This window comes from Bacillus cereus, assembly GCF_002561295.1.
Lineage (GTDB): Bacteria > Bacillota > Bacilli > Bacillales > Bacillaceae_G > Bacillus_A > Bacillus_A cereus_S.
Genome location: NZ_NTUG01000013.1, coordinates 149,989 through 176,891, shown reverse-complemented (window position 1 = coordinate 176,891; position 26,903 = coordinate 149,989). Strand labels below are relative to the sequence as shown.

Sequence of the window (26,903 nt, the reverse complement as noted above, 5' to 3'; positions counted from 1 at the left end):
ATTGGGGTGCAGTTCAAACTTGTTCGTTTTCATTTTTTTTATTTCGTTTCTGATCACGATTCATTAATGGGTAAAAGGCGAAACCAATTACAAATAAGCCGATTCCAAGAAGGAATGTTTTTATGTCTGAAGATCCCGTTTTAATCACCCATAGTGCATAGCTAAGGGCAATGAATGCGATAATACCATCCATAATTCGTGAACCCATTTCATTTTTATATGTTTCACCAGTTGCAACGAGTTTTAATTGGAAGATTGGTGAAACAAGGTAAGGGATTAAGTAAGCTAAGGTTGAGACAGTAATAACGAATGTATAGGCCTCAGCAATTGTCCCTGATAATGTTGAGAATAGGAAGACTTGCGACATGATATTTGTCAGTCTTAGTGAATAAATCGGACTTCCTTTTTTGTTTGTTTTTGCAAAGAAGGAAGGAAAGAAACCTTCTTTTGCTGCTTGATACGGTACTTCTGAGCTTAATAAAATCCAGCCTAAGATTGAACCGAATAGGGAAGTAAGGGCAAGCAATGCCATTAATTTTCCGCCGCCATGACCCATCGCAGCATTTAATGCATCAGCTAATGGGCGTTCAGAAGTTTGTAATTTATCAATGTGAAGAACACCCATTGTTAAAATGGTAATTCCTAAATAAATGGCAACTGTTACTAATAAGCCAGCTACAGTTGCATGTTTTACCGTTTTTGGCGATTTCGCACGGTTTGATAAAAGAACAGCTGATTCAATACCGATAAATGCCCAAAGTGTTGTAAGAGCAGCTAAATTCACTTGTGAAAGTAGACCATGTGACACGCCTTCTTTATCAACTATAGGTGTGTACCATTGTCCAAATTTTGAAGCTTCAAATGCAAATAAAGTAACAACAATGAATAGAAGGAATCCAGTCACTTTTGTTGTTGTTGCTAGGAAGTTTAATTTTCCTGCTCCGTTTACACCATTTGTTAAAATCATATGTGTTCCCCATAGTAAGCAAGAACAGATGCAAAATGTAATGAGTTTTCCAACTTCTACATCGAAAGATCCGATTGAAAATAAGATATGTGTATCTTGCATGATAGGGAAGAAGATCGATAAATAACCTGCAAAAGATGTAATAATAGCAACATTACTGGCCCAGTTTGCGACCCAGTAGCCCCAAACTATGCTGAAACCAGCCATTTTTTTTGTTTTTGGTGATGAGAATAACGCATATGCATGACTTTGTGGTCCTGTTGTTAAATCAGGACGACGAATTGCTAAATTACCGAAAACAAGAGCTAGCATTAAAACACCAAACCCTGTTGTTAACCAAGCTAAAGTAACACCGAGAGGGCTTGCTGTTTGTGCTAATGTACTTGGCACCATGAAAATCCCAGCGCCAACCATATTGCCGACAACAAATGCTGTTAGTACCCAAAAGCCCCATTTTTTTTGCTGCATAAAAAATACCTCCAAAGTTAGTATAACCAAGTCAAGCGAGGAGATATGTATGTCTTCCAAAAAGGAAGTAAGGTAAGCTTCGTACAAAACAAAAAAAGCACATGCCATTGTCGCTACGTGCTTTCTATCTTATAGGAAACCCACGACATACCTCTCGATAGCTCTCCACAAACAAATTGTTTGTGACAGTTCTGTATTTATTAAATAACAGACCCAGCAAGAATGCATGGTGGACATTTCTTACTTCGGCAACCATTCCTTTCCCATTTGTTCATCGATGCCACTACATCTCCCAAAATGATACTCTTAATGACTGCAACCTCTACCTCACCGAGATACGAATGAGGATTTATATATTAAATTAACGTCTTTAAGGGTAACAAATGTATTTTTATACGTCAATGGATATAGCAATAATCAGATTATGGTGAACAATTTGTCATTATTAAGAAGATTGTTAAAAGGTGAAAAATAGTACATGAAATTTTATCAGCGCAAATTGAAATATATCGGCGATTCGACAAAGGATATCGACCAACCGACACATAATGACAAAAAATAGGAGCCAATCGGGCTCCTGTTTCTCAAATGAAATATTACACTAAGTTCAATACAGTTACTTTTTCACGTGTCATAGACTCAAGGCTCTTACGAATACCTTGTGCGCCCATACCAGAACCTTTTACACCGATGAATGGGAAGTGGTCAGGACCACGCTCTGTGCGTCCGTTAATTTGAACAGAACCAGTATCGATTTTGTTTGCAATTGCAAATGCTTTGTTAATGTCTTTTGTGAAGACACTTGCTTGCAGACCGAAATCTGATTTGTTTGCAATTTCAATTGCTTGTTCATCAGAAGAAACACGGATGATTGGAAGGATTGGGCCGAATGGCTCTTCCCAAGCAACTTTCATATCTTCTGTTACATTGTCAATTAATGTTGGGTAAATTAGGTTGCGCTCGCGTTTGTTACCGATTACGATTGTTGCACCTTTTTCTACCGCATCGTCAACTAAACCTTGAACGAAATCAGCAGATTTATCGTCGATTAATGGCACGATTGTGCTATCTTGCTCTGGAGAACCAACAGTTAATGCAGCCACTTGTTCTTTTAATAAGCTAATAAGCTCGTCTGCTACATTTTCATGCACAAGCACACGCTTAATTGCTGTACAACGTTGACCAGAGTATGAGAATGCACCGCTTACGATATGATTTGCTGCTTCTTGTAAATCAGCATCTTCGCGAACGATACCAGGATCTTTACCGCCAAGTTCTAATACAAGCGGGATCATAGCAGCTTTTTTCGCTAAGTGAGCACCTGTGTTTGTACCACCTGTGAACGATACCATATTTACGCCAGGATGTTCTACTAAGTAGTCACCAATAACAGAACCGCGTCCAGTCGCTACGTTTACAAGTCCTTTTGGAAGACCTGCTTTATGAAGTGCTTCTATCATTTTAATACCGCTAATTGCGCCTTGTGTTGCTGGCTTAAAGATAACAGCGTTACCCATAATAAGAGCTGGTGCAAGTTTTGCAGCAGATAAGTTTACAGGGTAGTTAAATGGTGCGATTGCTAAAATTACCCCGCGTGGTGCACGTTGAACGATAGCAAGTTTAGATTTAGATCCGCCAGGGAAACTATCACCCATCATGCTTTCGCCATGCATATGTAATGCTTCATCTACAGTGTAACGAATTAAATCAGCTGTACGAACAACTTCTTTTTTCGCATCTTTATAACCTTTACCGACTTCTTTCATTACGATATCGGCAATTTCATCTTGCATATTTACGAGCTCATCAGCCCATTTATATAAATATTTTGCACGATCTTGAAGAGACGCTTCCGCCCATTCTTTTTGAGCTTCTTTTGCTGATGCAATTGCTTCGTCAACTTCTTCGCGAGTAATCGCTTGTACTTGTCCAATTACTTCGTGTAAGTATGGTGATGGAATATCAATTGTTTGCCCTGAAGAGCTTTCTCTCCATTCACCGTTTACATAAAATTTGTACGTATTGCTAGTTATCGTTGTCATGATTTGTCCTCCTAAAATAGCAACTTGTAAGAGTGAGTATATGGTGATTGTAGGGGGGATGAGAATATTTTTCAAACAAAATATTTATAGAAACGATTTCTTATGTGATTTTTATTTTGTATGCCCTTTCTTAAAGGGGTTTACCTTATTTTCAAGTGGAATATAGGATAATCGAGAATGCTATCGATAGATAATTTTTTCGAGTATTGAAAAGGGAGTGTATCTCTTTTATTTTTTTGTGATAAAAGTTTGTTTTGTAAAATAATGAAAAAAACAATTGACAGAAAAGTTAATAAAGTTATAAAATTAAAAATGGAAAATAAAAACAAGGAGGTGTGCGTAATGATTGTAAAGGGAAATATGACTGGCTTAGCTGTATTGCAAGGCATGAAACATTCATATCATTGCGCAACCTGTACGGAAAGATAGTGCTTTTTTGTCTTTGAAAAAGCGTACGTTGCGTATTTCGTAACGTACGCTTTTATGCGTTTTTGCGCATATCGTCAAGCGGCGGTATGCGCTTTTTTGTCTCTATTTTTGGTTGTTTCCATACTTTGTATGGTTTCGATAAAGAAAAATGTGGAAGGTGGAATGTAATGATGAAACAGTACAAATTACAAATTGTAAAAACGGAGCCTTTTGATAGTGGATAACTGAAATAGACTGAAACAACATCACGAAGGGAGAGATTTCATTGTTTTCAGTATTACAAAAGTTAACATGGTTTTTTAAAGAACATTGGAAGAGGTATAGTATCGCGATTGGAGCGCTTTTAATTGTAAATGTAATCGAAGTGATTCCTCCAAAAGTAATCGGTTTAACAATCGATCATATAAAAATAGGATCTTTAACAAGCGGAATCATTATGAACTATATTTGGATTTTATTTATAACGACGATAGGTGGCTATGCACTCACGTATGTATGGCAACACCAGTTGTTTGGCGGGGCATTCGTGCTGGAAAAAACGATGCGTTCAAAATTTATGGGACATTTACTTAAGATGACACCGACCTTTTATCATAAAAATCGTACAGGTGATTTAATGGCGAGAGCGACAAATGATTTAAAGGCGATTTCTATGACAGCAGGGTTTGGCATATTGACGCTCGTTGATTCTAGTTTATATATGCTCACAATTGTTTTTATGATGGGATTTTCAATTAGTTGGCAACTGACGTTTGCAGCGCTTCTGCCTTTGCCTATTATGGCGTATGCGATGAATATATACGGGAAGAAGTTACATGAACGTTTCACGATTGCGCAAGATGCGTTTGGGGATATGAACGATAAAGTACTTGAATCAATTGCGGGTGTACGTGTGATTCGTGCATACGTACAGGAAAAAGCGGATGAAGAAAGGTTCCATCAATTAGGAACAGATGTATATGAAAAAAATATGAAAGTAGCAAAAATTGATGCGCTGTTTCAGCCAACTGTGAAGATGTTAGTTGGTCTTAGCTATTTAATTGGTCTTGTGTACGGGGCATTTTTAGTTTTCCAATCAAAAGTAACGCTTGGGGAACTTGTTTCCTTTAACGTTTACCTTGGAATGATGATTTGGCCAATGTTTGCGATTGGTGAATTAATCAATGTCATGCAGCGAGGAAATGCTTCGCTCGATCGCGTTCATGAAACGTTATCGTATGAGCCAGACGTGAAGAACGTGAAAAAGCCGATGCGTATACATGAACCAGCGTATATCGACTTTGATAAAGTTTCCTTTTCGTATCCGGCTTCACCAAATATGAATTTGAAACATGTTTCTTTTTCATTGAAACAAGGAGAAACGCTTGGCGTTGTGGGGAAAACGGGTAGTGGTAAAACGACCCTTGTTCGTCAACTTCTTCGCCAGTATCCACTTGGAGAAGGAGATATTATAGTGTCGGACGTTACGCTTGGTGAAATTTCAACTGAAAGCGTGCGTGGCTGGATTGGGTATGTACCGCAGGAGCATATTCTATTTTCAAAAACAGCACGCGAAAATATTTTATTTGGTAACAGGGAAGCAAGTCAGGAAGAGCTTGAAAAGGCGATTGAAATTGCCGCATTCAAAAAAGATTTGGAGTTTCTTCCGGAAGGATTAGAGACGCTTGTTGGAGAGAAAGGTGTTTCTTTATCTGGCGGACAAAAACAACGAATTTCAATTGCTCGAGCCGTTATTCAAAATCCAGAAATTTTAATTTTAGATGATTCATTATCGGCTGTGGATGCTAGGACGGAAGCGGCGATTATTGAAAATATACGAAGAGAGAGAAGCGGAAAAACAACAATTATAACAACGCACCGTTTGTCTGCTGTGCAGCATGCTGACTGGATCCTCGTTATGGATAATGGTGAAGTCGTAGAAGAGGGTACACATGATAAGCTTGTTTCTAGTGATGGTTGGTATGCGGAACAGTTTGAAAGACAGCAGGGCGAGAAGGCCGAGGGTGAGGTGAAAATATGAACGTAGGAAAGCGACTATTTATGTACGCGATGAAAGTGAAGGGGACCATTTTTGCGGCACTTGCCATGTTATTCATTTTCGTTATGGCAGAACTTGCAGGTCCATTTGTAGCGAAGATAATGATTGATGATCATATTGTTGGAATCGAAAAACCTTGGTATGAAGCGGAGCAAGGTGAGGATGCCGTACTTTATAACGGCACTTGGTATAAGCGAAGCGACCGTTTTGAACAAGGGGAACATAAAGGAAAAGAAGTTCGTGTTATACAGGTCGGTTTCACATATTATTTTGTACCTAACAAAGTTACATTAGAGGGAACACGTTCTGTAAAGGAAGATATGATCACAATTCAAAGCGGGAAAGCAATGCAAGTGTATAAAGCGAAGAAGTTAACAGGTAAAGAAGTATATTCGTTTTATGAACCAGAGATGAAACGACTACTTTTACTTGGCGGAGGATATTTTGCATTATTGTTAGTTGTATCTTTATTTGCATACGGTAAGCAGTTTTTCTTACAGAAAGCATCGAATAAAATTATTCAAATTATGCGTGAAGATGTCTTTTCGCATATTCAAACCTTGCCGATTCGTTATTTTGACCATTTGCCAGCAGGGAAAATTGTATCGCGTGTAACGAATGATACTGAGGCAATTCGTGAGTTATATGTAACAGTGTTAGCAACATTTGTTTCTAGTTTTATTTACATTATTGGAATTTTTATTGCGTTATTTTTACTTGATATGAAATTAGCACTTCTTTGTTTACTCATCGTCCCAATTTTAATTGTTTGGGCTGTTGTATATCGAAAATATGCATCTGTGTACAATCATAAAATGCGTTCTCGGTTATCAGATATTAATGGAACAGTGAATGAATCTATTCAAGGGATGCCGATTATTCAGGCGTTTCGTCAAGAACGTACAACGAAGAAAGAATTTGAAGAGTTAAATGAAGATTACTTTAAGTATCAAAACAAAATTTTAAATTTAAATGCAGCGACATCTCATAACTTAGTAGGTGTCTTACGGAACATTGCCTTTACGGGAGTTATTTGGTATTTTGGCGGCGCTTCTTTGAGTGCGACGGGTATTGTTTCTTTAGGGGTGCTGTATGCATTTGTCGATTATTTAACAAGGCTCTTCTCGCCAATTACGAATATGGTGAATCAGCTTGCGAATTTAGAACAAGCGCGTGTGGCATCAGAACGTGTATTTGAACTGTTGGATGAAAAGGGAGAAGTAGTTGAAGAGGAACGTATCCCGCGTTTAAATGGAAATGTTCGATTTGATGATGTTTCCTTTTCTTATAACGGGAAGGATGAAGTATTAAAAAACATTTCTTTTGAGGCGAAAAAAGGAGAGACGGTTGCCCTCGTTGGTCATACGGGATCGGGGAAAAGTTCTATTATGAATGTACTTTTCCAGTTTTATGAATTTCAAAAAGGAAAACTTACAATCGATGGGCATGACTTGAAAGAGATGCCAAAGCAGGCACTCCGTGAGCATATGGGGATTGTACTGCAAGATCCATTTTTATTTAGTGGAACAGTTGCATCGAATGTAAGCTTAGAACATCCGAGGATTTCAAAGGCTAAAATTGTAAAAGCACTGCACGATGTAGGGGCAGAGCGATTTGCTAACAATATAGAAGAAGAAATTACGGAAAAAGGAAGTACGTTATCAACCGGGGAGCGCCAACTTATATCTTTCGCGCGTGCGTTAGCATTCGATCCTGCTATTTTAGTGTTAGATGAAGCGACCTCAAGTATTGATACCGAGACTGAAGCGATGATTCAAAAAGCTTTAGAAGTTGTGAAGAAGGGGCGAACAACATTTATTATTGCACATCGTCTTTCAACAATTAAGAGCGCAGATCAAATCATTGTACTTGATCGTGGGACGATTCTTGAAAAGGGATCTCACGATGAATTAATAGAGAAAAAAGGTCGTTATTATGAAATGTACAAAACACAAATGGAAGGAAGTCAAAGTGCTTAACTTTCACGAAATGTTCAGAAAACTTTAAAGCAATGTTTACAAATAGGACCTCTGCCCCCTCTATCCATGTGATATTTTGGAATAAAGGGGGAGATAGGGATGGAAGAGTTATCAGTAACATTTAATATTGCTTTCTTTTTACTATTGTGCGGAATGATGGGATATTGTGTATTAGATTCGTAAAAGAGCTTGCTACTGTAGCAAGCTCTTTTTTATATGGAGAGTTTGTTGTTATTTGTCTGTTAGTCGATATCCTTTGTCGAATCGCCGATATATGTTAAGAATCGGTCGATATATTTGAAAAATCGCTGATATAATTCTGGTTTCCAAAAAGTTACATATGAAAGGTAATTCAAAAGTTTTTTTGTTTTACCTTTTCTTCTATAAATGCTATATTTAAACACGTTACTTATTTTTTGTATGTAATAAATGGTGTTTTGTTTGATTATGAAAAAAAAGGACACACTAATGACGAACATTTTCATTGAAAAATTGTTCAAGATTGCATACAATCAATATAGTTTTTAAATTCCTATCAGAATACTTGGAGGATTACATCATGAAGAAATTATTTTCAGTGCTTGCAGTAGCTACATTAGCGGTTGGTATTGTAGCAGGTTGTGGCAAAGAAGAGAAAAAAGATACAGCTAATCAAGATGCATTACAACAAATTAAAAAAAGCGGTGAAATCGTTGTTGGTACAGAGGGTACATATCCACCGTTTACATTCCACGATGGAAGTGGAAAATTAACTGGATTTGACGTTGAGTTAACTGAAGAAGTTGCAAAACGTTTAGGTGTAAAACCAGTATTTAAAGAAACGCAATGGGACAGCTTACTTGCTGGGCTAGATGCAAAACGTTTCGATATGGTTGCAAATGAAGTTGGGATTCGTGAAGATCGTCAAAAGAAATACGATTTCTCGAAACCATATATTTCTTCTTCAGCAGCACTTGTCGTTGCAAAAGATAAAGATAAGCCAGCTTCATTTACAGATATTAAAGGTATGAAAGCAGCGCAATCTTTAACAAGTAACTATGCGGATATTGCAAAGAAAAATGGTGCGAAAATCGAGGGTGTAGAAGGATTTAGTCAAGCAGTAGAATTACTTAACTCAGGACGCGTTGATTTCACAATCAATGACAAGTTATCAGTATTAAACTATTTACAAACGAAAAAAGATGCAAACATTAAAATTGTAGATACAGAAAAAGAAGCATCACAAAGTGGGTTCTTATTCCGTAAAGGAAGCGATACATTAGTACAAGAAGTAGATAAAGCGTTAGAAGATATGAAAAAAGATGGCACGTATGACAAAATAGCGAAAAAATGGTTTGGTGAAGATGTATCTAAGTAGTGCAATCGCTACAGATCGATTATCTACATGGATAGATATCATGCAAGCATCCTTCATGCCTATGCTGGAGGGTGCTCTTTTCACGACAATTCCATTATCGATTATTACATTTGTAATCGGTATTATATTGGCGATATTTACGGCTTTAGCACGTATTTCAAATAGCCGCATACTGCAATGGATTGCTCGTATCTATGTATCTATTATTCGCGGAACACCACTTCTTGTACAATTATTCATTATTTTTTATGGACTTCCGACTCTCAACATTGAGATTGATCCATATCCAGCAGCTGTTATTGGATTTTCATTAAATGTTGGTGCGTATGCATCTGAAATTATTCGCGCGTCCATTTTATCGATTCCGAAAGGACAATGGGAAGCAGCGTATACAATTGGGATGACGTATCCACAGGCATTAAAACGCATTATTTTACCACAAGCAACGCGTGTATCGATTCCACCGCTTTCTAATACATTTATTAGCTTAGTGAAAGATACTTCATTGGCATCGTTAATTTTAGTAACGGAGATGTTTCGAAAAGCACAGGAAATTGCCGCAAGTAACTATGAATTTTTAATTGTTTATTTTGAAGCAGGTCTTATATATTGGGTGATTTGTTTCTTACTATCTATCGTGCAACAAATATTAGAAAAACGTTCAGAACGTTATACGCTTAAATAATAATCCTTTTATAAAAGGAGTTTTTGTTTTTATGATTTCAATTCAACATTTACAAAAGAGTTTCGGTAATAACACTGTACTAAAGCATATTGATTTATCAGTAGAAAAGGGTGAGGTTGTTGTCATTATTGGACCCTCTGGATCTGGTAAGACAACATTTTTACGTTGCCTGAATGTATTAGAAACACCAAATGCAGGTATTGTCCGCATTGGTGCTAAAGAGCTGGATTTCTCTAAAAAAGTAACGAAGAAAGATATTGTAAATCTTCGTACACAAACAGGTATGGTATTCCAGCATCATAATTTGTTTCCTCACTTAACAGCAATCCAAAATGTAATGGAAGGGCTTGTTACAGTGAAAAAGATAGGGAAAGACGAAGCGAAGAAAAAGGCGACATATTTCCTTGAGAAAGTTGGACTGGGTGACAAAATGGAGTTATATCCATTCCAATTATCTGGTGGCCAGCAACAACGCGTTGGAATTGCTCGTGCGCTTGCGATGGAACCAGAAGTTTTATTATTTGATGAACCAACGTCAGCATTAGACCCAGAACTTGTACAAGAAGTTCTAAAGGTAATGAAGGAACTTGCCAATGAAGGAATGACGATGGTAATTGTAACGCACGAAATGCGCTTTGCTCATCAAATTGCAAATCGCGTTATCTTTATGGATGGCGGTGTTGTTGTAGAACAAGGGGGACCAGAAGAAGTATTTACAAATCCAAAAGAAGAACGGACGAAAAAATTCTTACAAATGTTGCAGTAATAAGAAAGGTCTCAGGGTGAATACCCTGAGACCTTTTTGCCATATATATTTATTTTTGGTATCCGCCAAGGCTTTGCTCAGCCATTGCTACTAAACGTTTTGTAATTTCGCCACCAACAGATCCGTTTGCACGAGCTGTAGAATCTGCTCCTAATTGTACACCAAATTCTTGAGCGATTTCGTATTTCATTTGATCGATTGCTGCTGATGCACCTGGTACTACTAATGGATTTGAAGAATTTTGGTTTGCCATAGGAATATATCCTCCTTAGAGTATAGAAATTTTTTTGGTTGGATTAGCTGGACTTGAACCAGATGATCGCCCCTTTGGCGCCAATCCATCGGTGATGAGGAGTGTATTCATAGTATGGATGTTACGTAGAAAGATATGCGAAATAATAATTTGTAAATTTTGTAAAAACATAAACCGCTGTTATGGATCAATAAAGGTAACCTGCACTCTTTTTGTTTTAACATGGCATGGTGTGAAAAAAGGCCCTGACCGCATCTATGCATGGCTGGATGCTCTCTCCTATCTAAAAAGAAAGTTTTTTAATTTGTATTTTTCTAAAAGAAGGTCACACTAATCATAAAGTGAAACCTCTATGATTGGAGGCGTTGTAATGGCAATATGTCCACTTTGTAATGCATTAGAATCTCAATCATATTCTTGCCGGGTTTGTACGAATGTACTCCAAGATTATGGGAAAGTTGTGGATTATACAGATGCTTATAGCGCATATATGGATCAAGATGTATTAATAGCGGTAGACGGTTTAACAGAGGTGGATTCTCAGCAATGTTGTGTTCATGTTTTCTATTGCGGGACATGCGGGACACAAACTGAATTAGCAGTGAAATTGATATAATGAAAAAACTTCCACCTGTTACATGGTGGAAGTTTGATCTTTCGGTGATTGTTTTTTCGGACGAGAGAGTTGGTCTTTTGTTAAATGGATGGCATATTCGTAAAATAATTGTCTTGTTAGCTCGTTATATTCTTGGAATTGCTTGGATTGAAAGGCAGTTCTGCCAGGTTTGGAATTGGCCTCAAATAGCCAAACGTTCTCATCTTTATCTAACCCTAAATCAAAGCCGATTTCTCCAATATTTCCTTCCATGCGTTGATCTACAGCGGAACTTAGTTGCAAGGCGGCGGCTGTTAATTTATTCGTAATTCGAACACGCTCTGTCGCGTCAGGAAAAATATCTTGAAGTAATTTTACTTCTCCGCCGCTATTTATATGAGTTGTCATGCTGCCTTTTCCAGCGATTTTTGCCACGATGGCACTAACTCTCCAATTGCCGAAGCGATTTTTATTCGTATGAATTCGAAAGTCGACAGGCTGCCCGCCTATACGTAATAGTACAATCCCTTGCTGGACGATAAATGTTTTTAAATCTTGCCCTTGCATAACGTGATTGATCAATGTTTCTAAAGAATGATACTTTCGTAATTTATTTTGCTCCCCTTCACGATAGCGGCAATAATAACAGTTTTCTGCATGAGAATAAAGAAGTTGATAAATGTTTCGTCCAAAACTACCGTGCACGGGTTTCATATAAACGTGTTTGTATGATGATAAGAAATGCTCTATTTGTTCGAAGTTTCGAAATGCTTCTGTTTGAGGCAAGAGAGAAGCGACTGTTTCTTCATTTATAAGAATCTCATGTATATTCCATTTGTTGAAAAATCCTGGATTAAACCATGGAATAGCGTACTTTGTTTGTAATCGTTTTTTTGCCCGGATGATAGGACGATAAGTCTCTGCTTGTCGATTAGGTAATCGGTCGTAAATCACATTTGGGAAAGGAACTGTACATTGCACCCATTTTTCTTCTTTGAAAAAGTATCCCTCAATCGTTTCTTCATCCCAGTTTATATGCTGTGCCCCAAATAAGAAAACAATCGGATGCAAAGAGTCTGGTAGGGTGATCAAGTCCTGAAAACCGATAGAACGATTGCCAATGGGATGGGAAGCGGATTCTGTAAAACCTGTTGTGAAAATCCCGATTAGTGGTCCGAATATAAGTGTTTGGTTTTGAGTGAAAGCATGTATGGCAGTCGAAGGTGGAAGGAAAAGTTCTTGTGCAATTTGCTCGCCTATTATAATTTCTTGCGCATACGTATGCTGAATTTCAATATGTTCACATGTCACATGTCGCAAGCCAAAAGAAAGAGAGGTAAGAGGAAAAGTATTCGAAAATATATAAGGCAATGTTAGCGACCTTGGATGATCAGTAGAAATTTGTAATGTGTAAATATGATCTTTCAATATAGTCGTCACTCCTTTTTCAGTTACGGTGTAAATGGATGAAACCGTAATATACGTAAGAATCTTTTTTAATCTATTATGTAAAAAGAGAAGAGGGAGTTGCTCAATCTTTTTGTATTTCTAATGTGAAATTGCTTCAGAGCGGGTTTATTATATACGGTACAAATCTGCTTCCATATCATTATACTATTGCTTGTATAATGATATTCTATTTTTGGATGATCAATGTTTGGATCCCGCGCTAAAGGCCCGACTGCTCCCTACTGATTAAAGTTTCACTTTATGGTGCGAGTTAAAAACGAAAACTTTTTCTTTTTGGGGGGAAGAGAGAACTGCTCAAGGCTAGGAGCGGTCAGAGCCTTTTCGGTGCCCATACTATGTGAAACCAAAAGGAGAAGGTGAGTGGAGGAGACTTTTTGCTTTCATAGCCGTAACTGGATTAATGAGAAACGAAAGCACCACTAATCGGAGTTTTTAATATGGAATGCAAGATGAATGATTATGTCTTGTCCTTGTAATAAGTTGTAGTAAGATATAGATATATATTTGGAGAAATGGAAGGCTGATATTGAAATGAATATGTGGTTAAATATGTTAACAACGACAGGATTAGGGGCAGTAATTGGAGGATATACAAATCATTTAGCGATAAAAATGTTATTTCGCCCTCATCGTCCTATTTATATTGGGAAGTTTCGTGTACCATTTACACCAGGGTTAATTCCGAAGCGCCGTGATGAACTGGCTGTGCAATTAGGGAAAATGGTTGTGGATCACTTGTTAACGCCTGAAGGGATTGGAAAGAAATTAACAGATGAAACATTTCAACAAGAACTCATCCAATGGGCGCAAGTAGAGATTGATAAAGTTTTGGTTAATGAACAATCATTGCGCGATGTTTTAGAAAAATGGGGCCTGGAGCATGTAGAAGAGAAGACGGTTCAAAAAATTGAAAGCATGATTGTGGAAAAAATTGAGACGTTTTTATCACAATATGATACATATACGTGGGAACAAGCTTTGCCTAGCTCTGTTCATGAAAAAGTAGAGCAAATGATTCCGCAGATCGCAACATTTATTGTAGAAAGAGGAATTAGCTTTTTTGAAAGTGAAGAGGGAAAAGCACGACTTGCTAAAATGATCGATGACTTTTTTGCTTCGCGAGGTACGTTATTAAATATGATCGGTATGTTTTTAGGAAATGTAAGTTTAGTGGATCGCTTGCAGCCAGAAGTGATTAAGTTTTTAAAGCAAGAAGGAACGAAGCAGCTTTTAAGTGATGTGTTGAAAAAAGAGTGGGAAAAGTTAAAGGGTAGAGAAGTAAAGGAATTGGAGTCCTTTATAGAGAAAGACACAGTTGTAAAGTCCATCGTATCAACAATTAAAATAGAAGAAACTGTAAGTGGATTTTTTAATCAATCTGTTCAAAAAGTGTGTGAACCAGTTAGAGAAACGATTGTCCAAACAATGATTCCAAGCGTAGTGAAACAAGCTTTAGCATGGGGAATCAACAATACGGAACAGATTTTGAAAAATTTACGTCTTGCTGAAATTGTACAACAAGAAGTATCGACATTCTCAACAGAACGAATAGAAGACCTTGTACTGTCGATTACGAAAAGTGAACTGAAGATGATTACATATTTAGGAGCGTTATTAGGCGGGACAATTGGATTGATGCAAGGGATATTGTTACTTTTCTTCATGTAATGAACTGAATTGAGAAACCTTTCTTTTTAGAGAGCAGATAGAATCCAGCCATGAAAAGAACAGGAGACATTCACTTATGTTCTCCTGTTCTTGTTGTATAGCGTGGGATGCATGAACGTGTGCTTTTTCATCCTTTCAATTAAGGCTATGAAAGTAAAAGGAGCCCTACTCTCGCTCCTTCATTCTGGTTTCATACGGCATGGAATCCAAAAAGGCCCTGTGACCGCATCTATGTAAGGGCGGATCCTCTCTTCCACCTAAAAGAAAGGTTTTCAAATGTCTTATCCATTTAATAAATAAAGTGAAATTTCTTCACATATAGTGCATAGTTTGTTATTGTAAAAGGGTGCGTATCAAAAGGTATTCAAAGGGCAAGGGCATTAGACCAAGCCCGCTAAAGGAGGAAAAATACAATGACAAAAAACATTCATGATGTTGCATATGAATTACAAAAGGCAATCGCAGAAAATGCAGACTTCCAATCATTAAAAGCTAGTTATGCAGAAGTACAAGGGGATGCAGCGTCAAAACAACTATTTGACCAGTTCCGTACAATGCAATTAGAGTTACAACAAAAAATGATGCAAGGTCAAGAGATTACTGAAGAAGATAATCAAAAAGCACAAGAAGTTGTAGCGCTTATTCAACAAGATCAAAAAATCGTTAAGTTAATGGAAGCAGAGCAACGCTTAAATGTTGTAGTTGGCGATATTAACAAAATTATCATGAAGCCACTTGAAGAATTATATACTGCACACCAAGCTTAATGTGAAAGGCGTTTCCTGAGAGGGAAGCGTCTTTTTTTAGTGAGAACACATTTGTAGTCTATCATGAGACTAAGGTGGAAAATAGGTGATAGGAATGGAGAAATTCACCGGAAATATTATTCGAATATAATAAAATAAATGTAAAGGTTTTCAATATACATTGTCAAAATACTGTCAAATTCATATTATTGGAAAATTGATACATTCGTAATATAATAACTAACAAGAGATATTACACTATATTAATTAACTAAGTGTAATATGTTCTGTAGTTTACATAAAAAGCTTTATTTTACACGATTTTGACATAAAGGGATGATTAGTTTGAGTACAGAGGTAAAAGCGAGCAACGTGAAAACAAAAACAACAAAAGGAGCCGATCTTGTTGTCGATTGTTTGATTCAGCAAGGAGTTACACATGTTTTCGGTATTCCGGGTGCAAAAATTGATTCTGTGTTTGATGTGTTAAAGGAGCGTGGGCCTGAGTTAATCGTTTGTCGCCATGAACAAAACGCAGCCTTTATGGCAGCGGCTGTTGGGAGATTGACAGGAAAACCAGGTGTATGTCTTGTTACATCAGGACCAGGGACATCAAATTTAGCGACAGGTCTTGTGACTGCTACGGCAGAGAGTGATCCCGTTGTTGCTTTAGCGGGTGCAGTGCCGCGTACAGATCGTTTAAAACGTACGCATCAATCTATGGATAATGCTGCACTATTCGAACCAATCACAAAATATAGCGTAGAAGTAGAGCATCCTGATAATGTGCCAGAAGCACTGACAAATGCATTCCGAAGTGCAACTTCTACTCATCCGGGAGCAACGCTTGTGAGCCTTCCGCAAGATGTTATGACTGCTGAAACGTCCGTTTCATCTATTGGCACGCTTTCTCAGCCCCAACTTGGTATCGCTCCCACACATAAAATTACAGCAGTTGTAGAACAAATTAAATCCGCAAAATTACCAGTTATTTTACTTGGTATGAGAGCGAGCACAAATGAAGTAACAAAAGCAGTTCGTGAGTTAATTGCTGATACACAATTGCCTGTTGTTGAAACATATCAAGCAGCTGGAGCAATTTCACGTGAATTAGAAGATCATTTCTTTGGACGCGTTGGATTATTCCGCAATCAACCAGGCGATATTTTATTAGAAGAGGCTGATCTTGTTCTATCTATCGGTTATGACCCAATTGAGTATGATCCGAAGTTTTGGAATAAGTTAGGGGACAGAACGATTATTCATCTTGACGATCATCAAGCTGATATTGACCATGACTATCAACCAAATTGCGAATTAATTGGTGATATTGCATTAACTGTAAATAGCATTGCAGAGCAGTTACCGAAACTGATTTTAACAACGAAATCAGAAGCTATTTTAGATCAATTACGCGCGAAATTAACAGAGCAAGCCGAAGTGCCGAATCGTGATTCACAAGGGCTTACACATCCACTGCAAGTCATTCGTACACTTCGTTCTTTAATTGACGATGAAACAACAGTGGCATGTGACATCGGTTCCCATTACATTTGGATGGCAAGATGTTTCCGCTCATATGAACCACGTCGATTATTATTTAGTAACGGTATGCAGACGTTAGGGGTGGCACTTCCGTGGGCAATCGCAGCGACATTAGTGGAACCAGGTAAAAAAGTTGTTTCTGTTTCTGGAGACGGTGGTTTCTTATTCTCAGCAATGGAACTAGAAACGGCAGTACGTCTTAACGCTCCAATTGTGCATCTTGTTTGGAGAGATGGTACATATGATATGGTTGCCTTCCAACAAATGATGAAATACGGCAGAACATCAGCGACAGAATTTGGCGATGTTGATATTGTAAAATATGCAGAAAGCTTCGGTGCTACTGGACTTCGCGTAAACTCTCCAGAAGAGTTAGAAGATGTTCTGAAAGAAGCAATGAGAGCAGAAGGCCCTGTTATTGTTGATATTCCAATTGATTATCGCGATAACATTAAATTAAGTGAAAAATTACTACCAAACCAATTGAACTAGTGGTAAAGGAGTAGAATAGATATGAGTATTGCACAATTATTAGATATTGATGCGAAAAAGATGAAAACGAATAACGAAGTATATCAAACATCAACAATGCTAGCTTTATTAGATGGTATATATGATGGAATCATCAACTTTGAGAAATTAAAAGAACACGGCGATTTTGGCATCGGTACGTTTGATCAATTAGATGGTGAAATGATCGCTTTTGATGGGGAATTTTATCATTTGCGTTCCGACGGTTCTGCAGAAATGGTAGCACCGGAAGAAACAACACCGTTTGCCACTGTAACATTTTTTGAGAAAGAAATGAGTTATACAATTGATCGTCCAATGAATCGTGAAGAAGTAGAATCTTTATTACATGAATTAATGCCAAGTAAAAACTTGTTTTATGCGATTCGTATGGATGGTACATTCTGTGAAGTAAGAACGAGAACCGTTCCGCGTCAAGCAAGACCATATACACCGCTTGTAGAAGTAACAAAATCACAACCGATTTTTTCTTTCTCTCATACGAAAGGAACGATGACAGGATTTTGGACACCAGATTATGCGCAAGGGATTGGGGTGGCCGGTTTCCATTTACATTATATTGATGATGAACGAAGTGGAGGCGGACATGTTTTTGACTTTGTCGTAGAAAACTGTACGATTCAAATTTGTCAAAAAGCACATTTGCATTTAGCACTTCCAGAAACAGCTGATTTTATGACAGCTGATTTGTCGAGAGAAAACCTTGAAAATGATATTGCGACTGCGGAAGGTGCGGAGTAAAAAAGAAGCCAATTTGGTTTCTTTTTTATTTAGTTTTATTAAACTTTAATATTGATATATGAGATAAAAATTTGATAATCTCCGTCTTTGGAGGTATTTTTAGTTTATACTGTTATTGTTTTAATGTTCTGATGATTGGAAACCTGTTTTAAAGAGCATGATATACAGCTATACTTTCGTAGAATTATATAACAAATCTAATGGGAGGCAATGATTTTTGGACAGGATACCTTTAAAGTTATTTTTTAAATCAATCCTATTTTTTTTCTTATGCGGTATTATTGTTTATTCTATATTTCAGATTATTTTTGTTTGGAGTGTTTCGACAGGATTAGGAAGGGATGATATAGTCGGATTTTCTGATAATAAGTATGTAATCGGTCGTCCACCTGTTAGCTATAATTTATATAAAAAAGATAGTGGGGAAACTATATTAGATAATGTTATTGGTTATAAAAAGGGAAAAACTAAAAGCTATGTTCGGAATGAAATTGAATTTGTAGTGATAAATGAGATAAAGGGTAGCTATGAACTGTATAAAATAGAAAAGGCTTCAGAAAAGGATATAGAACGGTTAAAAGAAATGAAGAAATTAGAATAAAAGAGACTATCTGAAAGGTAAAAATACACACTTGTTATTGTTAGATTTAAAAAATGGTTTAGACTGATAATTGAGTTTTATTTCATGAAAAGAGTCATTATTAAAATAAAGTACTAGGGGTTCAGTCGCATGCTCATCAAACTAATATTTTGAAGTGTCCCCAAAACGGAAATTTTCTTCGTTTTGGGGAACTACCAATTTCTTAACTTGATGGGCATGCGTTTCCGCCCCTAATTTTCTTTTTTAGAGTGATAAAACTCTTTCATTAACACACATCTTTTTGTATTTGTGGGAATATCTGTAGGTGCTTCCCAGAAAAAGCGCAACGCAGGTGACCCCTACGATTTCAGGTGATTTTCACAGAGTTAACTTTTGAATATATAAGCTACGAAAGTAATTCATTCATCATCTTTTTGAGTACGGTATAATACTGTATTAGTTGTATCAGTAAAAGTTTTACTAAGAGCCTTTTACTTAGAAACAAATGGATGCCCCTTAAAATAAAACCGCCAAGGATAATGAACCGCTTCTTCCGCATAGTCAATATTAATGCGGGGGCCAGCAACAATCTCATATTGGGAAGATAAATGTTCTTCTTCAGGAACGAATTCAATATATAATTCATTTCCTTGCAGTGATAAGCCGCGTTCTTCTAAAGTAATGCCAAGTGCGCGACATAGCTTACCAGGGCCGTTCGTTACATTTTTGTATTGTGCTTTTGTAAGTTCCGTTTTCCCAAAGCGTGCTATTTTCATTTCTTCTATTCCATCGACTGGTTCCAGCGCCCGGATGAGAACGCCTTGCGGGGTACCAACTGGAGCAGTAATGACATTGAAGCAATGGTACATACCATAAATAAGATACACATAAGCGTGCCCTGGTGCACCAAACATAACTTCCGTCCGCTCCGTTCGTCTGCCTCCATAGCTATGTGCCGCTTTATCATCTGGTCCTTTATATGCTTCTACTTCAACAATGAATCCACTTCGTTTTACACCATCTACAATATGTACAAGTTTATGACCGAGTAAACGTTTTGCAACGTCTAATGTATCACCTTCATAAAAAGAAGGAAGTGCTTTCATATTGATAGCTCCTTTACTGCTGATATACATATATATTAAACCAAATTTGTAGGAAGGATTCGAACTCGTTCTAATTAAAACATTTATTTCATAAATTATGGATAGGGTGAAAGCAGCTAAGAGGAGGGAAAACGACATGATTTATCGCTTGTTGGCTCTTAATATAGATGGAACACTCCTACAGAAAAATGGAAAGATACCAAAAGGAACAAGGGAAGCGATTGAATTTGTAAAACGAAAAGGTGTATATGTTACGCTCTTTACAAGTCGGCATTATCAATCGGCTCATAAAGTAGCGAAGTCATTAAAACTTGATTCCCTTTTAATTACACATAGTGGAGCATTTATTTCTGCTTCATTAGATAAACCACTCATTCAAAAACGATTGTCAGAGGAAAAAACATTCAATATGGTGCAAGTGCTAGAACATTTTGAATGTAATATACGTATTTCACATGAGCGCTTTTCAATCGGTAACCGTGAGCGAAATACACCAAACTTAATTGCGCGCACTGTATTATCAAGTACAGATCCGCTATTTTATCCTGTTCAATTTGTAGATTCACTCGGAGACGCTCTGCGCGATCAACCTGTTGCTGCTCCGAAGATTGATGTTGTTTTTTCGAATAGGGGAGAAAAAGAGCGTGCGCTGAAAACACTAAAAAAAGCATTTGAAGATGTTGAGTATACAGAATGTGATACATTGAGAGTGGAAATTCTTCCGCTACACGTATCAAAATTACGCGGGCTACAATTGTTAGGAGAGCACCTTGGTATAAGTTTAAATGAAATGGTAGCGATTGGAGATAGTTTGGAAGATTTAGAGGTAATTGCGAGTGTCGGATTAGGAGTTGCAATGGGAGATGCACCTATTCCTGTAAAACAAGCAGCGGACTGGATTACGCGTTCTAATAGTGAAAACGGAGTGGAATATATGATTAAGGAACATTTTCGAAAACAATTTCCACTTCCATTTTTGAAAAATCACTCGCAAGTTCATAAATGGAGGTAGATTGTCGAAAAAAAACGTGGCCTAAAAGCTACGTTTTTTTTCGTGTTGTTATTTTAAAATTACGGGAAAATGAGGTAAAAGCTTCTGTATTGACCTGTACACGCCCTTCAAGTAAACTAAAGAGAGTTTACAAATGAAAAGGTGATAAGGGTTGTTAATTTCAATTAAAACGTTACAAGATGATCGTTTTTTACGTCCGCTGCAAAATATTAGCGGCTTATTTTTTGAAGAAAGTACGATAGGATTTGAGAAAGAAGATGCGAATCTTATTGTTGAAATACAGATAGAAGGAAACGTGACAGCTTCAGCGCGTTTAACAGACGTGCAAACGGGCAATGTGTATGAAGAAACGTTTTCTAAAGATTTATCTTCTTTTACAGAAGAAAAAGAACGTATGAAACAAGTAAAACACGTTGTTTCATATGTATACCTTTCTGTCTTACAGCAGTTAACAGGATTGGAGCAGAGTTGGGGCATTTTAACAGGCGTACGTCCAACAAAGCTTCTTCATAAAATGCTGCAAAACGGTATGTCAAAAGAAGAAGCACATAAAGAACTTCGTGAAAGTTATTTAATTCATGAAGAGAAAATTGAACTTCTGCAGCGCATTGTTGATTGCCAATTAGCAGTTGTGCCAGATTTATATCGTTTAAAAGAAGAAGTTAGTATTTATATCGGTATTCCGTTCTGTCCGACAAAATGTGCGTACTGCACATTCCCGGCTTATGCGATTAATGGACGCCAAGGATCGGTTGATTCTTTCTTAGGAGGCTTACACTACGAGGTTCGTGAAATTGGTAAGTTCCTAAAAGAAAAAGGTGTTAAAGTTACAACGATTTATTACGGTGGTGGTACACCGACAAGTATTACGGCAGAAGAGATGGATATGCTATATGAAGAAATGTACCAATCGTTCCCAGATGTGAAAGAAGTACGTGAAGTAACAGTTGAGGCCGGTCGCCCTGATACGATTACGCCAGAAAAACTAGAAGTGTTAAATAAATGGAACATTGACCGCATTAGTATTAATCCGCAGTCGTACCATCAAGAAACGTTAAAAGCAATTGGACGTCATCATACGGTGGAAGAAACGATTGAGAAGTATCATTTGGCACGTCAAATGGGAATGAACAATATTAATATGGACTTAATCATTGGGCTTCCAGGTGAAGGGTTAGAGATCTTTAAACATACGTTAGATGAAACAGAAAAGTTAATGCCTGAATCATTAACAGTTCACACATTATCATTTAAGCGTGCTTCTGAAATGACGCAAAACAAGCGTAAATATAAAGTGGCAGGCCGCGAAGAAATTACAGCGATGATGCATGAAGCAGAAGAGTGGACGAAGAACCATAATTATGTACCTTATTATTTATACCGCCAAAAGAACATTTTAGGTAACTTAGAAAATGTTGGCTACGCAATGCCGACGCAAGAAAGCATTTATAATATCGTGATTATGGAAGAAGTACAATCGATTATCGGTCTTGGCTGCGGTGCATCAAGTAAATTTGTGCATCCAAAAACAGGGGCAATTACGCACTTCGCAAACCCGAAAGATCCAAAGTCATATAATGATGGCTATATTAAATATACAGAAGATAAGCTTGAGATTTTAAAAGAGCTATTTTCTTAAGAGAAGAGGCTGGCCTAAAGGTTCGCATGTTGCGAGGCTTTAGGTTTCAGTCTTTTTTTATTTTTGGATGGGAGAGAGGATTCACCAATGGATAGAAACGATCAGTGCCTTTTTGCGCCCCATACTATGTAGTGGAAATCCGCTTTTGTTTTCATAGGCACGATTTGCATGTTAGAACATCAAAATGAATATATATTTGTAAAACAGTGTCGAGAATGATCAGAAAAAGGGGGTAAAAATGTAGAGGAAATGTCTACTTATAGGCGAAATGATAGATTTATGAAAGTTAAAAGGGGGCATAGTTTGACATGTATATGACGATTGGGAGGATTTTTGAATTAGCGGTTAGTAAGTATGCGAATAAAGAAGCGCTAGTGGAACCAGAGAAGAACATTCGCTGGACATACAAAGAGTGGGATGAACAGATTAATAAAACGGCGCACGCATTATTAGCAGAAGGTGTGAAAAAAGGAGATACTGTATCTGTATATTTATATAACTGCCGTGAATTTGTAAACGTTTACCTTGCTTGTGCCAAAATTGGTGCGGTTTTCAATCCGATTAACTTCCGTTTAAAAGCGAAAGAAGTAGCTTACATTCTTCACGATGCCGCCTCAAAAGTGGTTGTCTTTGAAAAAGCCGTTGAACAAACAGTTGCGATGGTTGAAAGAGATTTCCCAAGCAGTTCTTTTTGGTACATAGAAGATGATACGCCTTCGTATGCTGCTTCGTATCACGAAAAAGTAGGGGCAGCGCCATCAGAGCCGGTGGATATTGTTGTTGAGGAAACCGATTATTGTTCGATGCTTTATACAAGTGGTACAACAGGGCATCCAAAAGGGGTGCTGCATCGTCACCGTGATATGGCAGAACATAGTATGATTTGTACCTATTTCTTAAAATATAACCGTGACAGTATCGGGCTTGTTGTAGCACCACTATACCATTGCGGGGAATTAAACGCTGGTATTATACCAAGAATTCAAGTCGGCGGGAAAAATATTATTTTACATCAATTTGATACGAAGACGGTACTACATACAATTGAAAAAGAAAAAATCACGACGTTTTTTGCGGCGCCAACGATGTGGAATATGTTGTTACAAGAAGATTTATCACAATATGAGCTTCACTCGATGAAAATTGGGGTATACGGCGGAGCTGCGATGGCACCTGCACTCGTAAAAGAATGTAAAGAGCGTCTACATATTGATCTTGTACAAATTTATGGAATGACAGAGATGGGTCCGGTTATTGCATTCTTAGTAGAAGAAGATCAAATTACGAAAGCTGGTTCAGCAGGAACACCTTGTTTTAGTCACGAAATTCGAATTGTAAAGCCGAACGAAGAGGGACCGGCAGAACCAGATGATGTACTGCCACCGTATGAAGTAGGAGAAATTATTTCACGTGGACCAACTATGATGGCAGGATATCATAATCGCGAAGAAGCGAACGCAAAGTCTATGTATAAAGGCTGGTACCATTCAGGGGATCTTGGTTATTTTGATAAAGATGGTTATTTATATGTAGCAGATCGTGTTGACGATATGGTTATAAGTGGCGGAGTAAATATTTATCCGCGTGAGATTGAAGATTTCCTGCATAGTCATCCTGGTATACTAGATGTTGCTGTACTTGGTGAACCAGATGAATTGTGGGGGGAACGTGTTGTTGCGGTAGTGGTCAAAAAGGATGAACATATTACAGCAGCGGATTTAGAAGTATACTGTAAAGAAAGTGATGAATTAGCTGACTATAAACGTCCGCGTCATTATATATTTGCAGATGAGCTTCCTCGTAATGCGAGTGGAAAACTACAGAAATTTGTGCTGAGAGAATCATTAAAGGGTGCTAACAAATAAAATAATTGCTTTCCGATTTGTTTGATTACCATATTAGAAATTTTTTAAGAACGTGCAGTGTTTTCTGCATGTTCTTTTTATTTTCATATTTCATTCACGAGCAATTATATAAAAATATTAATATAGATTAGTTTTGTGTAATTGTTAGACTTTTATGATATTTTACTTGTTTTTTGTTCTCACCTTGTTACAATAGTAGTTTGGCTCATATGAAACTAAAAACTACTAAAAGGGGAAGTATTAAGAAATGTTTAAAAAATCTGCATCAATTGTCTTAGCATCTAGTATACTTTTTATTCCTGTAAAAGGACTAGCTGAAACCGTACCAACGTACAAGACAGCAACTACAACAAATAAAACTGTAACCGCCTCTAAACAATCTGGATGGATTCAACAAAATGGTACATGGTATTACTTTAATCAAGATGGAACTGTAGCAAAAGGTTGGTTACAATACAATGGTACTTGGTATTACTTAAATTCAAGTGGAGCCATGCAAACAGGCTGGGTTTTGAATAATGGAGCTTGGTATTATTTAGATTCAAGTGGAGCGATGAAAACAGGGTGGCTTCTTGAAGGTAACAAGTGGTATTACTTAAAATCAAGTGGAGCGATGAAAACAGGATGGCTTCTTGAAGGTAACAAGTGGTATTACTTAAATTCAAGTGGAGCCATGCAAACGGGCTGGATTGATTATAATGGGGCTTGGTACTATCTAAACTCTAATGGAGCGATGAAAACAGGGTGGCTTCTCGAAGGTAACCAGTGGTACTACTTAAATTCAAATGGAACGATGAAAACGGGTTGGTTACAAGAGGGGAGTACATGGTACTATTTACAGCCAAATGGTGTGATGCAAACTGGATTTGCTTCTATTAATGGGGTAACATACTATTTCAATAACAGCGGTACTTGGATTCCTGAAAATAAAATTACCGCTACTTCATACATAAATCTTGATTTAACGTATGCTTCAAATGTTACTGGTAAAGAAATTGATGCTGACATTCAAAAGTATCAACCAGATAGTCCATTAATTGGACATGGAGATGACTTTGTTGCGGCTCAGGCTAAGTATGGCGTTAATGCACTTTATTTAGCGGCGCATGCTATTTTGGAATCTGGATATGGTAAATCTGAAATCGCATATCGCAAACATAATTTATTTGGTTTGCGCGCTTATGATTGGGATCCGTTTAAACATGCAAAATATTTACCGACTTTCGGTGATAGCATTGCCTATAATGCCGATTATGTAAGAGATAAATATTTAGAGGAAAACGGAGAATATTACTATGGGCCGACATTGCAAGGGATGAATGTGATGTATTCAACAGATCAAGAATGGTCTGACAAAATTGCAAAAATTATGGAGCGTATTAAACCCTTCAAAAAGCAAGATTATTTATATGCAAAAAAATTACCTGAAAATCCTAATACTTTAAATGTTGACGGACTTTCAAGTAATATTCCATATAAAACATATCCACAGGGAGCGACAGCAAAAGCGAAACAAGCTACTACGTATTACGTGGTGCCATATCCATTTGATGGAGAAATTAAAAGTCAGTCTGTTTCGGCAAACGTCCAAGGTACATTAACAGTAGGTAAATTGGTGTATGTTCATCGCGAGGATCCAAACGGATGGATTGAATTTTCATTTACACAAAATGGAGATAAATATTGGGTATTAAAAACAGCATTAAACATGTAAACGATATACCCCTAAGGTGAAAGCTATAAAAGAGTGCTCCCGAGGGAAGTGTGATTTATTTTAAAAAGCCAAGTTCTTTTTTAAGGACTTGGCTTTTTCGAGTTCGGGTTTCTTCAATTTTCTTAATGTCGGCGTATCGTGGATAAAATTTCAGACAACGCGACGTATTACTTACGTGAAAAACCTTCTTCATCAAGGTATTCTGCAGCTTCTGGATACGAGTTAAATGTTCCGTCTAAGTTACTACCTGCGTACACGTTCCACATATCATCTTCGTGGATAAGAGTAAGGATATGTCCTTCTGCACTTTGCCATTCTTCTTCTTTAGCAGGTTCAGCTTGTACTACGATTTCTTCCGGCTCTTGAGATAGAAGTTCAATTGATTTTTGAATTAATGAGCGTAGTTCGTCTGCTGAAAATTCACGGATGTTAATCATGCCTTTATCGTCTGTTTTATAACCTTTAATGCCATTAGCATATACAAAGCCGTTACCATTTGGGTGTAAATGATACACAACGTTCTTTTTATCTAAACGGCTTTCTTCAAAGTGGAAGTTCACACGTTTTAATGATACGTTCTTTCTTTCTAATTGTGGGAAAGATTCGATAATCGATAATTTTTCTTCAAAAGTTAGCATAGTGCCTCCAAATATATAGTAAAAGATTTAATCTGTTCATTATAGCATAGTCGCTTATCTTTCCAAAGA

General features: G+C 37.3%; 21 protein-coding genes, 1 pseudogene and 1 riboswitch. Of the genes and pseudogenes, 15 read left to right on the top strand and 7 right to left on the bottom strand.

What is annotated here, in order from left to right; all coding sequences use genetic code 11:
• Window positions 1–13 precede the first annotated feature (13 nt).
• Together CN373_RS11175 and CN373_RS11170 are read right to left on the bottom strand one after the other, a co-directional pair.
• On the bottom strand, window positions 14–1,435 hold the full coding sequence (locus CN373_RS11175; protein ID WP_098359347.1) for an amino acid permease: 1,422 nt from the start codon (window positions 1,433–1,435) through the stop codon (window positions 14–16).
• 150 nt (window positions 1,436–1,585) lie between these two features.
• Window positions 1,586–1,768, bottom strand: a riboswitch (Lysine riboswitch).
• A 263-nt stretch (window positions 1,769–2,031) separates the two neighbouring features.
• Window positions 2,032–3,477 (bottom strand): NADP-dependent glyceraldehyde-3-phosphate dehydrogenase, encoded by a 1,446-nt coding sequence (locus tag CN373_RS11170; RefSeq protein ID WP_098359346.1) that lies wholly within the window; start codon window positions 3,475–3,477, stop codon window positions 2,032–2,034.
• A 694-nt stretch (window positions 3,478–4,171) separates the two neighbouring features.
• Here CN373_RS11170 and CN373_RS11155 point away from each other — a divergent pair.
• From CN373_RS11155 to CN373_RS11135, 5 genes are all read left to right on the top strand, one after another.
• The gene (locus tag CN373_RS11155; protein ID WP_000493219.1) at window positions 4,172–5,926 is read left to right on the top strand and encodes an ABC transporter ATP-binding protein; all 1,755 of its coding nucleotides are present in this window, start codon (window positions 4,172–4,174) and stop codon (window positions 5,924–5,926) included.
• Window positions 5,923–7,923 carry an ABC transporter ATP-binding protein gene (locus CN373_RS11150; protein WP_098359345.1) on the top strand — a complete coding sequence of 667 codons (2,001 nt, stop codon included), beginning with the start codon at window positions 5,923–5,925 and terminating at the stop codon, window positions 7,921–7,923. The genes CN373_RS11155 and CN373_RS11150 overlap by 4 nt, the downstream gene beginning before the upstream one ends.
• A 559-nt stretch (window positions 7,924–8,482) precedes the next feature.
• Window positions 8,483–9,280, top strand: coding sequence for an amino acid ABC transporter substrate-binding protein (locus tag CN373_RS11145; protein WP_000732833.1), 798 nt, complete (start codon window positions 8,483–8,485; stop codon window positions 9,278–9,280).
• Window positions 9,267–9,965, top strand: coding sequence for an amino acid ABC transporter permease (locus CN373_RS11140; RefSeq protein WP_000281490.1), 699 nt, complete (start codon window positions 9,267–9,269; stop codon window positions 9,963–9,965). The genes CN373_RS11145 and CN373_RS11140 overlap by 14 nt, the downstream gene beginning before the upstream one ends.
• Window positions 9,966–9,996: 31 nt before the next feature.
• A complete protein-coding gene (locus CN373_RS11135) occupies window positions 9,997–10,731 on the top strand; it encodes an amino acid ABC transporter ATP-binding protein (protein WP_098359344.1) in 735 nt (244 codons plus the stop codon).
• Window positions 10,732–10,780: 49 nt separating this feature from the next.
• Here CN373_RS11135 and sasP read toward each other — a convergent pair whose 3' ends face one another.
• Entirely contained in the window at window positions 10,781–10,984 is a 204-nt protein-coding gene (gene sasP, locus CN373_RS11130; protein ID WP_000013336.1) for a small acid-soluble spore protein, SasP family, read from the bottom strand.
• A gap of 370 nt (window positions 10,985–11,354) precedes the next feature.
• Here sasP and CN373_RS11125 point away from each other — a divergent pair, with 370 nt between their 5' ends.
• Window positions 11,355–11,600: a hypothetical protein gene (locus CN373_RS11125; RefSeq protein ID WP_000952066.1), complete on the top strand. Its 246-nt coding sequence runs from the start codon at window positions 11,355–11,357 to the stop codon at window positions 11,598–11,600.
• An 18-nt stretch (window positions 11,601–11,618) separates the two neighbouring features.
• Here the strand turns inward: CN373_RS11125 and CN373_RS11120 are convergent, their stop codons facing one another.
• The gene (locus CN373_RS11120) at window positions 11,619–13,007 is read right to left on the bottom strand and encodes a YheC/YheD family protein (protein ID WP_000651499.1); all 1,389 of its coding nucleotides are present in this window, start codon (window positions 13,005–13,007) and stop codon (window positions 11,619–11,621) included.
• Window positions 13,008–13,580: 573 nt separating this feature from the next.
• Here CN373_RS11120 and CN373_RS11115 point away from each other — a divergent pair.
• The 5 genes from CN373_RS11115 (at window position 13,581) to CN373_RS11095 (ending at window position 18,881) form a co-directional block, all read left to right on the top strand.
• Window positions 13,581–14,717 (top strand): DUF445 domain-containing protein, encoded by a 1,137-nt coding sequence (locus CN373_RS11115; RefSeq protein ID WP_001057592.1) that lies wholly within the window; start codon window positions 13,581–13,583, stop codon window positions 14,715–14,717.
• A 413-nt stretch (window positions 14,718–15,130) separates the two neighbouring features.
• Window positions 15,131–15,484 carry a YlbF/YmcA family competence regulator gene (locus tag CN373_RS11110; protein WP_000164604.1) on the top strand — a complete coding sequence of 118 codons (354 nt, stop codon included), beginning with the start codon at window positions 15,131–15,133 and terminating at the stop codon, window positions 15,482–15,484.
• A gap of 324 nt (window positions 15,485–15,808) precedes the next feature.
• Window positions 15,809–17,500, top strand: a complete 1,692-nt coding sequence (gene alsS / locus CN373_RS11105) for an acetolactate synthase AlsS (RefSeq protein ID WP_098359343.1) — start codon at window positions 15,809–15,811, stop codon at window positions 17,498–17,500.
• A 21-nt stretch (window positions 17,501–17,521) separates the two neighbouring features.
• On the top strand, window positions 17,522–18,280 hold the full coding sequence (gene budA, locus CN373_RS11100) for an acetolactate decarboxylase (protein WP_098359342.1): 759 nt from the start codon (window positions 17,522–17,524) through the stop codon (window positions 18,278–18,280).
• A 217-nt stretch (window positions 18,281–18,497) separates the two neighbouring features.
• On the top strand, window positions 18,498–18,881 hold the full coding sequence (locus CN373_RS11095) for a hypothetical protein (RefSeq protein ID WP_000374071.1): 384 nt from the start codon (window positions 18,498–18,500) through the stop codon (window positions 18,879–18,881).
• A 360-nt stretch (window positions 18,882–19,241) separates the two neighbouring features.
• On the opposite strand, the pseudogene CN373_RS26175 reads toward CN373_RS11095, so the two are convergent.
• Both CN373_RS26175 and CN373_RS11090 read right to left on the bottom strand, forming a co-directional pair.
• A pseudogene (locus CN373_RS26175) lies at window positions 19,242–19,351 on the bottom strand (IS1595 family transposase); the annotation flags it as partial.
• Entirely contained in the window at window positions 19,352–19,966 is a 615-nt protein-coding gene (locus CN373_RS11090) for a DNA-3-methyladenine glycosylase (protein ID WP_000645926.1), read from the bottom strand. It abuts the pseudogene before it with no gap.
• A 136-nt stretch (window positions 19,967–20,102) separates the two neighbouring features.
• On the opposite strand from CN373_RS11090, the gene CN373_RS11085 reads away from it, so the two are divergent.
• From CN373_RS11085 to CN373_RS11070, 4 genes are all read left to right on the top strand, one after another.
• Window positions 20,103–20,978: a Cof-type HAD-IIB family hydrolase gene (locus CN373_RS11085; protein WP_098359341.1), complete on the top strand. Its 876-nt coding sequence runs from the start codon at window positions 20,103–20,105 to the stop codon at window positions 20,976–20,978.
• 151 nt (window positions 20,979–21,129) lie between these two features.
• Entirely contained in the window at window positions 21,130–22,617 is a 1,488-nt protein-coding gene (locus CN373_RS11080) for a coproporphyrinogen III oxidase (RefSeq protein ID WP_000908796.1), read from the top strand.
• A 308-nt stretch (window positions 22,618–22,925) separates the two neighbouring features.
• Entirely contained in the window at window positions 22,926–24,482 is a 1,557-nt protein-coding gene (locus CN373_RS11075) for a fatty acid--CoA ligase (protein ID WP_098359340.1), read from the top strand.
• Between the two features lie 247 nt (window positions 24,483–24,729).
• Window positions 24,730–26,196, top strand: coding sequence for a glucosaminidase domain-containing protein (locus CN373_RS11070; RefSeq protein ID WP_098359339.1), 1,467 nt, complete (start codon window positions 24,730–24,732; stop codon window positions 26,194–26,196).
• Window positions 26,197–26,363: 167 nt separating this feature from the next.
• On the opposite strand, the gene CN373_RS11065 is transcribed toward CN373_RS11070, so the two are convergent.
• Entirely contained in the window at window positions 26,364–26,834 is a 471-nt protein-coding gene (locus tag CN373_RS11065; protein ID WP_000955018.1) for a hypothetical protein, read from the bottom strand.
• Window positions 26,835–26,903: the final 69 nt, after the last annotated feature.